11 protein-coding genes are annotated in these 12,123 nt (G+C 64.9%); 4 read left to right on the top strand and 7 right to left on the bottom strand.

Annotated features, from left to right (window positions below; all coding sequences use genetic code 11):
• Positions 1-270: 270 nt before the first annotated feature.
• Together ACVMDN_RS09430 and ACVMDN_RS09425 are read right to left on the bottom strand one after the other, a co-directional pair.
• A complete protein-coding gene (locus ACVMDN_RS09430; protein ID WP_076832964.1) occupies positions 271-1,815 on the bottom strand; it encodes an acyl-CoA synthetase in 1,545 nt (514 codons plus the stop codon).
• Between the two features lie 138 nt (positions 1,816-1,953).
• Positions 1,954-2,766 carry a crotonase/enoyl-CoA hydratase family protein gene (locus ACVMDN_RS09425; protein WP_076832960.1) on the bottom strand — a complete coding sequence of 271 codons (813 nt, stop codon included), beginning with the start codon at positions 2,764-2,766 and terminating at the stop codon, positions 1,954-1,956.
• A gap of 100 nt (positions 2,767-2,866) precedes the next feature.
• On the opposite strand from ACVMDN_RS09425, the gene ACVMDN_RS09420 reads away from it, so the two are divergent.
• Entirely contained in the window at positions 2,867-3,742 is an 876-nt protein-coding gene (locus ACVMDN_RS09420) for an SDR family oxidoreductase (RefSeq protein ID WP_057015759.1), read from the top strand.
• A 241-nt stretch (positions 3,743-3,983) separates the two neighbouring features.
• Positions 3,984-5,564, top strand: a complete 1,581-nt coding sequence (locus ACVMDN_RS09415; RefSeq protein ID WP_456835293.1) for a fatty acid--CoA ligase — start codon at positions 3,984-3,986, stop codon at positions 5,562-5,564.
• Between the two features lie 150 nt (positions 5,565-5,714).
• Here ACVMDN_RS09415 and ACVMDN_RS09410 read toward each other — a convergent pair whose 3' ends face one another.
• Positions 5,715-6,194 (bottom strand): GFA family protein, encoded by a 480-nt coding sequence (locus ACVMDN_RS09410; RefSeq protein ID WP_076827205.1) that lies wholly within the window; start codon positions 6,192-6,194, stop codon positions 5,715-5,717.
• Between the two features lie 15 nt (positions 6,195-6,209).
• Positions 6,210-7,484, bottom strand: coding sequence for an acyl-CoA dehydrogenase family protein (locus ACVMDN_RS09405; protein WP_076827204.1), 1,275 nt, complete (start codon positions 7,482-7,484; stop codon positions 6,210-6,212).
• A gap of 220 nt (positions 7,485-7,704) precedes the next feature.
• Between ACVMDN_RS09405 and ACVMDN_RS09400 the strand changes: the two genes are divergently transcribed.
• Positions 7,705-8,484 carry an enoyl-CoA hydratase-related protein gene (locus tag ACVMDN_RS09400; RefSeq protein ID WP_076827202.1) on the top strand — a complete coding sequence of 260 codons (780 nt, stop codon included), beginning with the start codon at positions 7,705-7,707 and terminating at the stop codon, positions 8,482-8,484.
• Positions 8,485-8,675: 191 nt separating this feature from the next.
• On the opposite strand, the gene ACVMDN_RS09395 is transcribed toward ACVMDN_RS09400, so the two are convergent.
• From ACVMDN_RS09395 to ACVMDN_RS09385, 3 genes are read right to left on the bottom strand one after another with little or no spacing between them, the layout of a single operon-like run.
• On the bottom strand, positions 8,676-9,047 hold the full coding sequence (locus ACVMDN_RS09395; RefSeq protein WP_076827200.1) for a DUF6285 domain-containing protein: 372 nt from the start codon (positions 9,045-9,047) through the stop codon (positions 8,676-8,678).
• Positions 9,048-9,107: 60 nt separating this feature from the next.
• Positions 9,108-10,091 (bottom strand): phosphotransferase family protein, encoded by a 984-nt coding sequence (locus ACVMDN_RS09390; RefSeq protein WP_076827199.1) that lies wholly within the window; start codon positions 10,089-10,091, stop codon positions 9,108-9,110.
• Positions 10,088-10,879 carry an enoyl-CoA hydratase/isomerase gene (locus tag ACVMDN_RS09385; protein ID WP_092083353.1) on the bottom strand — a complete coding sequence of 264 codons (792 nt, stop codon included), beginning with the start codon at positions 10,877-10,879 and terminating at the stop codon, positions 10,088-10,090. The genes ACVMDN_RS09390 and ACVMDN_RS09385 overlap by 4 nt, the downstream gene beginning before the upstream one ends.
• A 151-nt stretch (positions 10,880-11,030) precedes the next feature.
• On the opposite strand from ACVMDN_RS09385, the gene ACVMDN_RS09380 reads away from it, so the two are divergent.
• Positions 11,031-11,813, top strand: a complete 783-nt coding sequence (locus ACVMDN_RS09380; protein WP_016845858.1) for an SDR family NAD(P)-dependent oxidoreductase — start codon at positions 11,031-11,033, stop codon at positions 11,811-11,813.
• Positions 11,814-12,123 lie beyond the last annotated feature (310 nt).

Raw genomic sequence — 12,123 nt, 5'->3', positions numbered from 1 at the left:
TACTCCGGAGCCTGCCCGGCTCCTCCCGAGTGTGCGCTTTTTTTGCCGCAGCGCAAGATGAACTTGGTGGCGGTGCACACTCACCAACGCCGTCCCGGCGAAAGCCGACCCATAACCACCGGCGGCTGCGGTCGAAGCAAGCTGGGGCTACTGCAGCGCGCAACACGGAGATTGGTGGTTATGGGTCCCGGGTCGCGCGGAGCCTGTCATCGGGCGGCGCTTCGCGCCGACCCGTTGGCTTGCCCGTGGACGACGGCGAGTTTTGTGGCGCTAGATCCTCCGCCCCGCTCGCTCCCAATAGGGATCGCGCAGCCGGCGCTTGAAGATTTTTCCGGAATCCTCGCGCGGCAGGCTGGTCTGGATCTCGATGTGCTTGGGCACCTTGTAATCGGCGAGCGCGGTCTTCAGCTGGGCGCGGACGGAGGCGATGTCGAGCGCGACGCCGGGCTGCGGCTCGACCACCGCCATCAGCGCCTCGCCGAACTCGGCATCGGGAATGCCGAACACCGCACAGTCGTGCACGCCGGTGACGGCATGCAGCACCGCCTCGATCTCGGCCGGATAGATGTTGACGCCGCCCGAGATCACCATGTCGCGCTTGCGATCGCAGATGAAGACGTAGCCGTCGGCATCGATATAGCCGACGTCGCCCGAGGTGATGAATCCCTGCCGGTCGATCTCGGCGCGCTTCTCGGCCTTGTTGTGATAGGTGAAATCGGGATTGCCCTTGATCCGCGAATAGATCTCGCCGATCTGGCCCTGCGGCACCTCCTTGCCGTCGTCGCCGATGAAGCACAGCTCGGCACCGGGCGAGATCTTTCCGACCGTGCCGGGCTTCTTCAGCGCGTCCTCGGAATTGGCGAAGGTCACCGCGCCTGACTCGGTCGAGCCATAGAATTCATAGATCACCGGCCCCCACCATTCGATCATGGCGCGCTTGACGTCGGGCGGACAGGGCGCGGCGGCATGGATGATGTGACGCAGCGATGACATGTCGTACTTGCGGCGCACCTCCTCGGGCAGCTTCATCAGGCGGATGAACATCGTGGGCACCATGAAGATGGTGTCGATCCGCTCGCGCGCGATCAACTGCAGAAACTCCTCCGCGTCGAAGCGCGGCATCAGCACCAGCGCGCCGCCGAGCTTGCCCGAGCGCAAGCCGAAGGAATTCGGCGCGGAATGGTAGAGCGGTCCGGGCAGGATCGCGCGTGCACCGGGCTTCAGGCCGTAGATCATCGCGCGCATTGCTTCCGCATTGGCGGTCTGCTCCGGCGTCGGCGCGAAGCGGCGCACGCCCTTGGGATGGCCTGTGGTGCCCGAGGTGTAGATCATGTTCTGCGGCTGCGGCACCACCGGGCCGTCATAGCGCGGGAACTGCGCCAGCCAGGCTTCGAAATCGATCGCGAAATCCGGTGTCGCCAGATGATCGGGATTGATCTTGTAGTTGGCGAGGATTTCCGGTGGCGTCGGCACGCTGAGCACGATGACGCCGGGCGGGATCGCGCCGCGCAGCGGATGCAGCATGTCGGCATGACCGATCAGGACGCGCGTGCCGGAATCCGTCAGCACGTAGTTGATCTCCTCCGGCTTGAAGTGCCAGTTGATCGGCACGCCATAGGCGCCGAGCCGCATCGCGGCATAGGCAGCCTCGATGAAGGCGATGTCGTTGCGCATCAGCATGCAGACGCTGTCGCCCGGCTTGACGCCGAGCTCGTTGAGGCCGCTGGCAATACGGTCGGCGCGCTCGGCCACTGCAGCGTGATCGCGCCGGCGACCGCCGCTGACGATGCCGAGGAAGGGCTGGGACGTTTCCATTGTCGTTGTCCGATCTTTCGTCGGGTTAAATGTCATTCCGGGGCGCGCAGAGCGCGAACGCGGAATCTCGAGATTCTCCGGTGCGCAATTGCGCACCATGGTTCGATGCTGCGCACCGCTGCGGAATGACTGCGGTCGTTACCCCGCATCCACAAACCTTGGCGCGCGCTTCTCCAGATTGGCGCGCACGGATTCGGTCTGGTTCGGGCTGCCGAGCAATTTCTGCTGCTCGACCGATTCCGCGAGCAGCGCGGCCGCCGGGTCGACCGACAGATTGTTGAGCATGCGCTTGGCGGCACGGATCGCATCCGGGCTCTTGCCGGCGATTTCGCGCGCGACCTCGAGCGCCGCGGCGCGCGGATCGTCGCAGACGCGGGTGGCAAGGCCGTAACTTTGGGCCTCCTGCGCCGAGAAGATGCGGCCGGTATAGGTGAGCTCGCGCAGGATGTCGTCGCGCACGAGGCTCGCCAGAATCGGCGTGCCCGCCATGTCGGGCACAAGACCCCATTTGATTTCCATGATCGACATCCGTGCATCCTGCGAGAGGAAGCGCATGTCGGCGCCGAGCGCGAGCTGGAAGCCGCCGCCGAACGCGACACCGTGAACCGCTGCGATCACGGGCACCGGAAGCTGGCGCCAGCCCCAGACCGCCTGCTGCGGGAAATTGGCCTTGCCGTGGGTGCGGACGGTGAGATCGCGCTTCTCGCCGCCCGGCACTCCGTTACCGCCATCCTTCATGGCGGCGAAACGGCCCATGTCGAGCCCGGCGCAGAACGCCCGGCCCTCGCCGGACAGCACCACCACCCGAACGGCTTTTTCCCTGGAAAGCCGGTCGGTTGCGGCCACCAATGCCTCGAACATCGCGGCGTCGAGCGCGTTCATCTTGTCCGCCCGCACCAGGCGGACATCGGCGATACCGTCCGAAATCGATATCGAAACGCGATCTTCCATTGAAATCTCCTCCGCTGTTCCTTGTTGGCGCTTTACAGAAAGGCCGTTGTCCGCTTTTAGTCAATCGACCAATTAACTGACAACCCCCGTGGAGGAAACGATGTTCTCTGATCAGCTTCTTGCCGGGCGGCGCATACTGGTAACCGGTGGTGGCACCGGCCTCGGCAAGGCCATGGCCTCGCGGTTCCTGCAGCTCGGGGCCGAGGTGCATATCTGCGGCCGCCGCAAGAGCGTGTGCGACGAAACCGCCACCGAGCTGATGGCCGAGCATGGCGGGCGCGTGGTCAGCCACGGCGTCGATATCCGCAACGCCATGGCGGTCGACGAGATGATCGAGGCGATCTGGACCACCAGCGGCCCCCTCACCGATCTCATCAACAACGCCGCCGGCAATTTCATCTCGCGCTCGGAAGAATTGTCGCCGCGCGGCTTCGATGCGGTCGCCAATATCGTGATGCACGGCACCTTCTACGTGACGCACGCGGTGGGCCGGCGCTGGATCGCCGGCGGCCATCGCGGCAACGTGGTGTCGATCACCGTGACCTGGGTGCGCAACGGCTCGCCCTATGTGGTGCCGTCGGCCATGAGCAAGTCGGCGATCCACGCCATGACCATGTCGCTTGCGATCGAATGGGGCCGTCACGGCATCCGCCTCAACACCATCGCGCCCGGCGAGATCCCGACCGAGGGCATGAGCAAGCGCATCAAGCCCGGCGACGAGGCCGGTGCGCGCACCAAGGCGATGAACCCGATGGGCCGCGTCGGCACCATGGAGGAATTGCAGAACCTCGCGGTGTTCCTGATCTCCGGCGGCTGCGACTGGATCAACGGCGAGACCATCGCCATGGACGGCGCGCAGGCGCTCGCGATGGGCGGTAATTTCTATCAGCTCCGCGACTGGAGCGACGACGACTGGACCAAGGCGCGCGAGTCGATCAAGGCGCAGAACGAGAAGGATCGCGCGGCGCGGGGCTGAGGCCCGCGCTTGCTCCTCAATCACTACTGTCGTCCCTGCGAAAGCAGGGCCCATAACCACCGCTGCGCGTTGTCGAGCTCGCTGTGGCTCCAGCGTCGCGCCACATACAGATTCGTGGTTATGGGTCCCGGCCTTCGCCGGGACGACGATGTTGAAACAGCGCGGCCAATTCCTCCGTATTGTTTTTCCCGCGCGATGCCGCCACACTCCGTGCAACCAAAACAAGACGTCACGGGGGAACATGTCCGACGCGCAGAAACTAACCAATCTTGCCGACATGGTGCGCGAGCGCGCCAAGAGCCGCGGCGACGCGCTGGCCTATGAATTCGAGGGACGGCAAACCAGCTTCGCCGGGTTCGACATCAAGACCAACCGCGTCGCCAACGCGCTGATCGCGATGGGCGTCGAGAAGGGTGAGCGCATTGCCTATCTCGGCAAGAACAGTGACTTCTATTTCGAGCTGTTGATGGGCGCGATGAAGGCCGGTGTGGTGATGGCGCCGGTGAACTGGCGCCTTGCAGGCCCCGAAGTCGCCTTCATCGTCGACGACTGCAATGCCCCCGTCCTGTTCGTCGGCCCCGAATTCATCACGCAGGCGCGCAACATCCGCGACAAGCTGCCGAGCGTTCGCACCATCATCACGACCGAGGGCGGCGCGCCGGAATGGCCCGACTTCGTCGCCTGGCGCGATGCGCAGGGCGGCGACGACCCGCGCATTGCGATCGAGCCGAAGGACATCGCGATCCAGCTCTACACCTCGGGCACGACGGGCAAGCCGAAAGGCGCGATGCTGTCACACGCCAATTTCCTCAACCTCGTGCAAAGCGGCAACGAGGCCGAGAAGCCGGAGTGGAACCGCTGGACCACCGACGACGTCTCGCTGGTCGCGATGCCGATCTTCCACATCGGCGGCTCCGGCTGGGGCGTGATGGGCCTCTATCACGGCGCCCGCGGTGTAATCGCGCGCGAGTTCGACCCGACCAAGGTGCTCGACTTCTTCGAGCAGTCCGGCATCACAAAGCTGTTCATGGTGCCGGCGGCGATGCAGTTCGTGGTGCGGCAGCCGCGCGCGCGGCAGGTCGACTTCTCCCGCCTGAAATACATGCTCTATGGCGCCTCACCGATTCCGGCGGCGCTGCTGAAGGAGTGCATCGAGGTCTTCAAATGCGGCTTCGTGCAGATGTACGGCATGACCGAGACCACCGGCACCATCGTCGCGCTGCCGCCGGAAGACCATATCGAAGGGCTCGACCGCATGCGCTCCGCCGGCAAGGCGTTGCCCGGCATCGAGCTTGCGATTCTCGATCCGGACGGCAAGCCGCTGCCGCCGGGCGAAGTCGGCGAAATCGCCACCCGCTCCGGCTCCAACATGGCCGGCTACTGGAATCTGCCCGAGGCCACCGCGCGCACCATCGACAGCGACGGCTGGCTGCGCACCGGCGACGCCGGCTACATGGACAAGGACGGCTATCTCTACATCCACGACCGCATCAAGGACATGATCATCTCCGGCGGCGAGAACATCTATCCGGCCGAGGTCGAGAGCGCGCTGTGCGACCATCCGGACGTGGCGGAAGCCGCCGTGATCGGCATCCCCGACGACAAATGGGGCGAGGCGGTGAAGGCGGTGGTGGTGATGAAGCCGGGAAAAGCCGCGACCGCGGCCGACATCATCAACTTCACGCGCGAGCGGATCGCCGGCTATAAGACACCGAAATCGGTCGACTTCATCCCGGCGCTGCCGCGCAACCCGTCGGGCAAGATTTTGCGGCGGAGCCTGCGTGAACCGTATTGGGCGGGCAAGGACCGGCAGGTGAATTAGCCCTCGCTGTCGTCCCGGCGAAGGCCGGGACCCATAACCATCGTTGTTCATTGTCTGTCGACGCTGGGGCCACATCTCGTTCAACCAATTGCCGACTGTGGTTATGGGTCCCTGCTTTCGCAGGGACGACGGTGGAGGGAGTGTCGCACTTCACTTCTTCCCCGTCCTCTCCCGCAAGACGCGCCACCGCTCCTGCGCCTCTTTCGGCCAGACCTCTTTCCGATCGTAATACTCGGCGAACACTTTCGCGCCCGGCGGGAACGTCACCCAGGGCTGCTTCGACGAGGTGAAGATGTGAGCATCCGGCGGGCACTGGCTCGGATCATCCAGCGTGCCGACGCGGACGAAGCGTACCGCCGGTCCCGCGCCCGGATAGTTGCTCCACACCGCGACCTTGCAGATGGAGCAACGCGCGATCTTCTGTCCCTTGCCGCTCGCCGAGGGCGTGTCGACGATCTCGGGCTCGGCCGCGATATGCTCGACCCGCTCGGCCTCGTACAACGCGTTGAGCGCGTGCACGGTGCCGGTCTCGCGCTGGCACCAGGTGCAGTGGCAGGCGTGCACGATCAGCGGCCTGCCGGTCAGGCGGTAGCGGACGTTTCTGCAGGTGCATCCACCTTCCATGCTCATGCCGCCTCCTCTGCGTTAGTGCTTGCCGGCTCCCATGTAGCCGAACAGGAAGCCCGCCACCTTGCGCTTCTGGATCTCCTCGCTGCCTTCCGTGATGCGATAGCGGCGGTGATGGCGGTAGATGTGCTCGAACGGCTTGTGGCGCGAATAGCCCATGCCGCCATGCACCTGCATCGCGCGGTCGGCGGCTTCGCAGCACAGACGGTTTGCCCAGAAATTGCACATCGAGACCCGGTCGGACAGCGTGTGCTCGACCTGCGCCTGGGTCAGTTGATCCATCTCCCAGGCGGTCTTGCGGATCAACAGCCGCAGCATCTCGGCCTGGGTCGCGAGCTCGACCAGCGGCCACTGGATCGCCTGGTTCTCGGCCAGCGCCTTGCCGAACGGCTTGCGCTCGCGAGCATATTTCACGCTCTCATTGATGCAGTACACCGCGGCGCCGAGCGAGCTCGCCGCCTGGCGGATGCGGTTCTCGTGCACGAAGCATTGCGCCAGCGACAGGCCGCGGCCGACCTCGCCGAACTGCGCATCCTCCGGCACGAACACATCGGTGAAGCTGACCCGCGGATGGTCGGTCGGCATGTTGAAGGTCCACATATACTCTTCGACCTTCACCCCCGCCGATTTCGCCGGCACCAGGAAGCAGCTGATGCCGCGCGCGTCGCCGTCATTGCCCGAGGTGCGGGCAAACAGCGCACAGTGGGTGGCGACATGCATGCCTGTCGTCCACATCTTCTCGCCGTTGATGATCCAGCCCTTGACGTTGTCGCGCGTGGCCTGAACCGCTCTGGTTTCCATATGGGTGGCGTCCGAGCCGTGCTCGGGCTCCGTCAGACCGAACGTGATGCGGTACTTGCCGGTGATCGAGCCGTCGATCATCGCCTTCTGCTCGTCGGTTCCGTAGCGGTCGAGCATGGTCACGATCGGCAGATTGCCGACGATCGAGTGTTCGTTCTGCAGGTCGTTGTGCAAACCGAGACCCTTTGAGGCAAAATGTTCGCGGATCACGGCCATCCACAGGTTGGAGCCGTCCTTGCCGCCATAGCGCTTCGGGATCGCGAAGCGCAGATGGCCGGCGGCATCGGCCAGGTTCTTGGCCTTGCGCAGCAAGAGCTCCCATTCATGGCGCGGCAGGCCGCCCTTGTCGAAATCGGTGCGCGCCCATTCACGGCGATGGTCGAAGAAGCGGATGTTGTCGTCAGCCTCTTCCAGCGGCTTGATCTCGCGTTCGATGAAGCGATCGAGCTCGGCGAGATAGGCTGTCAGGTCAGCCGGCAAGTTGAAATCCAAGGCGGTCTCTCCCGGAAATATTGTTGATTCTGATTTTGCGTCTAGACGCTGTCGCGCATCCGCGTTCGGATCGATTAAGGTGAGAAGCCTGTCGCCAAGTCAAGCAGGCGAGCGAGGCTTGCACGCGCGGTCGCCTTGCGTAATTGGATGGCACGGAACGACGCGCAGGCGCTAGGATATCAGCAATATTCTTCGCCGCAGAAAATCGACGGGAGCAAACATGGATCTGAAATTCTCCAAGGTGACGCGCAGGGGTCCCATCACCATCGTGACGCTGTCGCGGCCCGAGGTCTACAACGCGCTGCATATCGACGCGCATTTCGAGCTCAACAAGGTGTTCGACGAGTTCTCCGCCGATCCCGAGCAGTGGGTCGCGATCGTCACCGGCGCCGGCGACAAGGCGTTCTGCGCCGGCAACGACCTGAAATGGCAGGCTGCCGGAGGCAAGCGCGGCTGGGACAAGGGCGGCTTCGCCGGCCTGACCACCCGCTTCGACTGCGACAAGCCGATCATCGCCGCAGTCAACGGCGTCGCGATGGGCGGCGGCTTCGAGATCGCATTGGCCTGCGATCTGATCATCGCTTCCGAGAATGCGACCTTCGCCCTGCCCGAGCCGCGCGTCGGCCTCGCTGCGCTGGCCGGCGGCCTGCACCGGCTGCCGCGCCAGATCGGGCTGAAGCGCGCCATGGGCATGATCCTGACCGCCCGCCATGTCAGCGCCAAGGAAGGCCTCGAACTCGGCTTCGTCAACGAGGTGGTGCCGCAGGGCGAGGCGCTGGCAGCGGCCGAGCGCTGGGCCGAGACGATCACCAAGAACTCGCCGATGTCGATCCGCGCCTCCAAGCAGGCGATCCAGAAGGGTCTCGAAGTCTCGCTCGAGCAGGCACTGGCCGAGCAGCGCGACTATCCGGCGGTGAAGGCGATGGCCGCCTCGCAGGATTACATCGAGGGCCCGAAGGCGTTTTCGGAGAAGCGGCCGCCGAAGTGGCTGGGGCGGTAGCACGTCCCTTCTGTCATTCCGGGGCGATGCGAAGCATCGAACCCGGAATCTCGTCATTCCGGGTCTGGTGCTGACGCACCATCCCGGAATGACGGCAATCCTCTCATGACGACGTAGGATGGGTAGAGCGTAGCGAAACCCATCGAGGCTTGGCGCGTGGTCCTGATGGGTTTCGCTTCGCTCTACCCATCCTACTTTCCGAGCTCCCGCTTGTAGGACGCGTAGTTCGGCTGGTCGACGGCGAGCTTGTCCATCGTGGTCTGCCAGAGATGCTCCGATAGCCCCGGCGTTTTCAGATCGACCTCGCCACCTGCGATCTTCTCCGACAGCACGCGGTTCAGCTCCATCAGCGTCCCGTCGGTGCCCAGCAATTGCTTCAGCCGCGCGGCCTCGGTCGCATCGCCGGCCTCGGCGAGCGCGAGCTGCCGCGTCACCAGGTCGAGCGCGTTGATGCCGACGCGCAGCTTGAAGCCGTTGTGCCCCTTGATCGCGGGCGCGATCTCGCTGCGCAGGAAGTCGGCGACGGCCTTGATCAGTTCGGTGGGTGTCGGTTCGTCCTGCATGTCACTTGCTCTCTTTCTTGCGCATGATCGATTCCGAAGACCGGTCTCCACGTTCCGGGATCATGCGCGCGGCGCCAGCAACCGCAGCAGATCGATCTCGGTCTCCGACGCGCGCCGCCCGATCATCGCGCGCTCCATCGAGTGATCCGGGCCGCTTCGGAAGCGCTGCATCATGCCGCAACACATCACGCCCCAGCGCAGCGTGCCCATCACTTCCCAGAACATCACGCGCTCGGGGTCGGCCCTGCGGCCGGCTTCCTCATAACCCGCGAACAAATCTTCGCGCGTGCCGAAACCGCCGACCGGCTTGTCGATCTCGCCGAAGCGCCATGAGTTGACGCAGATCCATCCGAGATCCTCCATCGGATCGCCGGTATGCGCGAGCTCCCAGTCGAGCACCGCGCGCACCCCGTCGGGACCGATGATCAGATTACCGTGGCGGAAATCGCCATGCACCAGCGTCGTCTCCGACGACGGACCGGGATCGTGATCGCGCAGCCAGCGCAGCGCCAATTCGAACACCGGCCGCGGCCAGTTGAAGCTGTGATACTCGCGGGAGAGATCCTCGATCTCCCTGGTCGCGGTCAGGCTGCGCAGCTTCGGCAGTTTGGCCTGCGGCAGGCCATGGATGCCGGCGATGACACGGCCGAGCTGGCGGGCGAGAATCGGCCGCGCGCCGGCAAATTCCTCGTCGCGCAAAATTTTCCGCGCGATGGTCTCGCCTTCGACCCGCGCCATGATGAAGCCGCGGCCAAGGCCGTCCTCCGGCCTCAAGACATGCATCACCTTCGGCGACGGCAGGCCGGCGTCATGCGCGAGCTGCATCAGCGTCGCCTCGGCATCGAGGCCGGCGGCGCGGCCCGGCGCGGCACCGTAGCCCGGCGGCGCGCGGCGCAGGATCGCGCCGACAGTGCCGTTCGGATGCACGATGTCGAACGTCCAGGTCTCCTGGCTGGCGCCGCCGGAGAGCTTTGCGGCGCCGGTGACGCCGGTCGCGCCCGGATGAAACGAGGCGACGCAGCGGGTGAGTTCGGTCTCGATCATTTGCCCTTGAACTTCGCCGGCCGCTTCTCGAGGAATGCGGTGACACCTTCCTTGAAATCCTCGGCGCTACCGGCAAGGCGCTGCGACTCGAATTCCAGATTGAGCTGATCCTCGAGGGTATTTTCCGGGCTGTCCCAATAGAGCTTGCGGATCAGCGACAACGCCACCGTCGGGCCGTTGGCGAGATCGTGCGCGAGCTTCATGGTTTCTTCCATCAGCGCGGCGTCGTCATAGACGCGGTTGACGAGACCCCACTCCAGCGCCTTCTCGGCCGGCAGCCGCTCGCCGAGCAGCGACAGCTCGACCGAGCGCGCCTTGCCGATCAGCCGCGGCAACAGCCAGGTCGAGCCGCAATCCGGCACCAGGCCGATGCGGCGGAACGCCTGCAGGAAATACGACGAGCGCGCGCACAGGATGAGGTCGCCCATCAGCGCGAAGCTCATGCCGGCGCCGGCGGCCGGACCGTTCACCGCCGTCACGATCGGACAGTGCAGCTTACGCAACCGACGCAGGAACGGATGGAACGCGGTTTCCAGCGCCGCGCCGGCATTGCTCTTGCCGGGCTTCTGCTGGTTGCGGCCCTGCAGGTTGGCGCCGGTGCAGAAAGCACGGCCCGCGCCCGTGATCACCAGGCAGCGCACCTCGTCGCGCTTGTCGTCGATCGCATCGAGTGCCTCGGCAAGCCCGCCCAGCATGTCGATCGAGACCGCGTTCATGACTTCCTGGTGGTCGAGCTTGAGGATCGCGACTGATCCGTCGAAGTCGAGCGTGACGTGCTTGAACTGCATGGTTTCCTCTTCACGTTGTTTCGGCGGTGGGTACCGCGGTAGGTCGATGCTTCGACCCATATTTGATTTTTGTGCCGGGCTTGTCCATGGTCGGCGGCAAGCCCATCCGTGAACGCGTGATTAGCGCGCACCAAACCAAATGGAAACCCCAATGAGTGGCATCTTCGATCTCACCGGCCGCGTCGCTGTCATCACCGGCGGCAACGGCGGCATCGGCCTCGGCATCGCGCAGGCGCTGAACGCCGCCGGCTGCAACGTCTCGATCTGGGGCCGCAACGCGGAAAAAAACGCCAACGCCGCGGCCTCGATGAAGGCCGGCCCCGGCAAGGTCGCGACGCAATTCTGCGACGTCAGCGATCCCGGCTCGGTCAAGACCGCGATGAAGGCAACCCTGGACACCTTCGGCCGCGTCGACGGCTGCTTCGCCAACGCCGGCATCGGCGGCGGCGGACGTAGAGCCTTCATCGACCGCACCGAGGAGGAATGGCGCAAGATGTTCGCGACCAATCTCGACGGCGTATTTCACGTATTCCAGGCTGCGGCACGCCACATGACCGACCGCGCCGAGGCCGGCGACAAGTTCGGCCGGCTGGTCGCGACCTCGAGCCTCGCCTCGCTGTTCGGCACCGCGCGCAACGAGCACTATGCCGGCACCAAGGCGGCGCTGAACGCGCTGTGCCGCGCACTCGGCGTCGAGCTCGCGCGCCACGGCGTCACGGCGAACGCGATCCTGCCCGGCTGGATCAAGAGCGACATGACCGCCGGCATCATGGCCAACGACAAGTTCGTCGCCAATGTGATGCCGCGCATCCCCCTGCGCCGCTTCGGCGAGCCGAGCGATTTCGGCGGCATCGCCGTCTACATCATGAGCAAGGCGTCGTCCTATCATACGGCGGATTGTTTTGTGATCGACGGCGGGTACACGGCGTTCTAGCCCGGCTCTTGCCGCATCAACGCCGTCGTCCTGGCGAAGGCCGGGACCCATACGCCGCGGCGGATGTTGTGAACGGGACTCGTCGTACCAGCATCGCACCACAAATGACATCGGTAGTTATGGGTCCCGGCCTTCAACGGGACGACGCTGAATATGTGGCGCGCGGTTGAGTCATACATCCGCACCCTCGCGGCGCAGTTGCGCGGCGTGGAATGACGGCCGGAGAGCGACGGATAGAACAACGCGCGACGCAGCGTCGCTTCCGTCGCGGCAAAACTGCTGCTAGCGTTTGAGCCGCAAGGGACGCAAT

The sequence above is a fragment of the Bradyrhizobium sp. USDA 4510 genome, from assembly GCF_054059095.1.
The sequence above is the reverse complement of the archived record's forward strand: the minus strand, read 5'-3'. Positions and strand labels throughout refer to the sequence as shown.

Excerpts from the sequence above, each read along its gene's own strand:
- ACVMDN_RS09430 (WP_076832964.1), bottom strand. The coding sequence starts at position 1,815 with ATGGAAACGTCCCAGCCCTTCCTCGGCATCGTCAGCGGCGGTCGCCGG.
- ACVMDN_RS09425 (WP_076832960.1), bottom strand. The coding sequence starts at position 2,766 with ATGGAAGATCGCGTTTCGATATCGATTTCGGACGGTATCGCCGATGTC.
- ACVMDN_RS09420 (WP_057015759.1), top strand. The coding sequence starts at position 2,867 with ATGTTCTCTGATCAGCTTCTTGCCGGGCGGCGCATACTGGTAACCGGT.
- ACVMDN_RS09415 (WP_456835293.1), top strand. The coding sequence starts at position 3,984 with ATGTCCGACGCGCAGAAACTAACCAATCTTGCCGACATGGTGCGCGAG.
- ACVMDN_RS09410 (WP_076827205.1), bottom strand. The coding sequence starts at position 6,194 with ATGAGCATGGAAGGTGGATGCACCTGCAGAAACGTCCGCTACCGCCTG.
- ACVMDN_RS09400 (WP_076827202.1), top strand. The coding sequence starts at position 7,705 with ATGGATCTGAAATTCTCCAAGGTGACGCGCAGGGGTCCCATCACCATC.
- ACVMDN_RS09395 (WP_076827200.1), bottom strand. The coding sequence starts at position 9,047 with ATGCAGGACGAACCGACACCCACCGAACTGATCAAGGCCGTCGCCGAC.
- ACVMDN_RS09390 (WP_076827199.1), bottom strand. The coding sequence starts at position 10,091 with ATGATCGAGACCGAACTCACCCGCTGCGTCGCCTCGTTTCATCCGGGC.
- ACVMDN_RS09385 (WP_092083353.1), bottom strand. The coding sequence starts at position 10,879 with ATGCAGTTCAAGCACGTCACGCTCGACTTCGACGGATCAGTCGCGATC.
- ACVMDN_RS09380 (WP_016845858.1), top strand. The coding sequence starts at position 11,031 with ATGAGTGGCATCTTCGATCTCACCGGCCGCGTCGCTGTCATCACCGGC.